The 2,680-nt window shown below is 32.2% G+C and carries 2 protein-coding genes; both read left to right on the top strand.

From position 1 onward, the window contains the following. Nucleotides 1-1,085 (top strand): hypothetical protein (locus WCW66_07030; GenBank protein ID MFA6392456.1); only part of this gene is annotated, 1,085 nt, incomplete at its 5' end. Nucleotides 1,086-1,101: 16 nt separating this feature from the next. Beyond that, nucleotides 1,102-2,680: asparagine synthase (glutamine-hydrolyzing) (gene asnB / locus WCW66_07035; protein MFA6392457.1), on the top strand; the 1,579-nt coding region annotated here is incomplete at its 3' end.

The raw sequence follows: 2,680 nt of genomic DNA on the forward strand, positions 1-2,680 counted from the left end.
AGTCCACTCCCCCAATTTTTACCGACTGCAATGACAATACCCTCGTCGATTTCGGGCCAAAGGCTCTAGAATTTTTAAACAAAAAAGGGTTATCAATTTCATTTACTGACTCAGAAAGTCATTCTTTATATCTCCTGAAATTTTGGTTTAAAGCACCGTCGGATTCCAAAATTAAAGTGTCATTAGATAATACTCCTCTATCTGAGTTCCAAACTATCAATAATGAATGGACTGTTTTTGCGTCTGATTTCGAAACAAATCAATCCTCTCAAGACCAGCATACAATTATAATTGAGGGGCCGAAAGGTACGTTAGTTGATTTGGTCAGCGTACAAGGTTATTCAGAACACTCGGCTCATTATGGGATGATATTAAAAACTTTATTAAGAGGTGCTGTCCTCGAGGCAAAAATAGATAAAAATATAAGTCAGAATTGGTTGGACGAAATGAATAAATTCTACGATCCAGATTTTAAATTTTATATATTTAGTAAAGAAGGGCCTAATGAAGAAAAAAAACGAACCATATTGAATGTTGCCGCAACATTGGGAACAGCCAATATCTATGCTTCACAAATTTTCAATAATCCAAATTATAAACAAATCGCCGTTGACGTAGCTACTGGACTTAAAAATACAATAACAATTAAAGATAATAATATAACCTGGCCATACTCTGGTTATTTTGAAAATAGCCCTACGATAATAATTGAAAAAGACAACATTGAAGATATCTCTCATAGCAATTTAGATATAGATTTTATAATAAGGGCTTATGAAAATAATATTGTATTTACAAAAGATGATGTAACGAATTTAGCAAATATTTTTATTAAGAATTTATGGAATGGAGATATGAAAAATCCATTATTTCATAAATTCATAAATGGAGGAGAAGAAATTTATAATCGTATTCTAACAATATGGCACTTAACGGAACTGTCTCGTTTTAATCCTAAAATTAATGATATCGCCAAAAATTATTATTTTAGTCAGTGGGAGAGAAATAAGTGCCTTGTAGATAAATATGAAATGGACCAAAGAAATATAATAGCGCTTACAAAAATATTACTTAAAAATCATTAAAAAAAATTATAAATTTATGTGCGGGATAGTCGGAGTTATTAATTTAGACCAAAAATCAGTTGATAAAAAAGATATAGAGAGAATGACGCGAATCATAAAACATCGCGGCCCGGATGATGAGGGTTGTTTTATTGATAAAAATATCGGCTTAGGGCATTGTCGTTTGTCTATAATTGATTTATCATCGGCAGGGCATCAACCAATGAGTAATAAAGATGGTTCTATTTGGATAATCTTCAATGGAGAAATCTACAATTACCTTGAGCTGCGGAAAGAATTGGAAAAAAGGGGGCATTCTTTTCAATCTGATACCGATACTGAGGTAATTATTTGCGCTTATAAAGAATGGGGTGAAAAATGCCTTGAAAAATTCAACGGAATGTGGGCTTTCGCTATTTGGGATAAAAATAAAAAAGAATTATTTTGCAGCCGGGATAGATTTGGCATAAAACCGTTTTATTATTTTTTTGATGGTAAAATTTTCACTTTTGCCTCAGAAATAAAAGCCCTATTAGAATTAGGCATTCCCAAAAAACCGAATGACGCCTTAATTTATGATTTTTTAAAATTTGGAATGCTTGACCATACAAATGAAACGTTTTTTAAAGATATTTATAAACTTCCGGCGGCCTCCTGGCTTAAACTTGCATCAGATGGTAAAATAATAATTGAAAAATATTGGGACTTTGAAGTTTCGGATAAAATAGAAGATAAAATTCCTGACCAAAAATATACCGAACAATTTCGTGAATTATTCATTGATGCCATAAAATTGCGCCTGAGAAGCGACGTTCCAATCGGTTCCTGTCTTTCCGGGGGATTAGATTCCTCATCAATAGTTTGCACGGTTAATAAACTCCTTAAAGAAAAGAATGTTCCGAGCATAGGAGAGATACAAAAAACTTTTTCTTCTTGTTTTGCTAATAAAAAATTTGATGAAAGAGAATATATTGAAGAAGTTATTAAACATACCGGAGCTGAAAAAAACTATATTTTCCCCAAGCCCGAAGAATTCCTTGAAGAATTAGATAATTTAATTTGGCACCAAGAAGAACCTTTTTCTGGAACAAGTATGTTTGCCCAGCAAATGGTGTTTAAAAAAGCCAGAGAAAAAGTAAAAATACTACTAGACGGTCAAGGAGGAGATGAATTATTGGCTGGTTATAGAAAATTTTATTTCTTTTATTTATTAAAACTTTTTAAAAATAAAAAAATTATTAAGTGCTTTAAAACAGCCCTGCCCTTCTTTGCGTCCATTGAAGTGTTAAAAACATTATACGTAAAAAACGGATTAAAATATCTGTTTAAAACATCAAAAAATAATATCATTGATAATCTTTTAAATCCTGTCTTTTTAAAAAATTTCGCTGATAGAAAATTAAGTTTCGGTTATCAAAATAATCTCGGCAAACGTCTTAAAGAAGATCTGACCAAATGGAGCTTGCCGGTTCTTCTCCGATATGAAGATAAAAATAGCGGAACATTCGGCCTTGAGGCAAGATTGCCGTTTTTAGATTACAGATTGGTAGAACAGGCCGCTAAAATGCCTCTTGATCAAAAAATGCGGCTTGGTTGGACGAAATTCATTTTAAGAG

This window comes from Patescibacteria group bacterium (assembly GCA_041664365.1).
Classification (GTDB): Bacteria; Patescibacteriota; Patescibacteriia; order UM-FILTER-42-10; family UM-FILTER-42-10; genus JAHJEX01.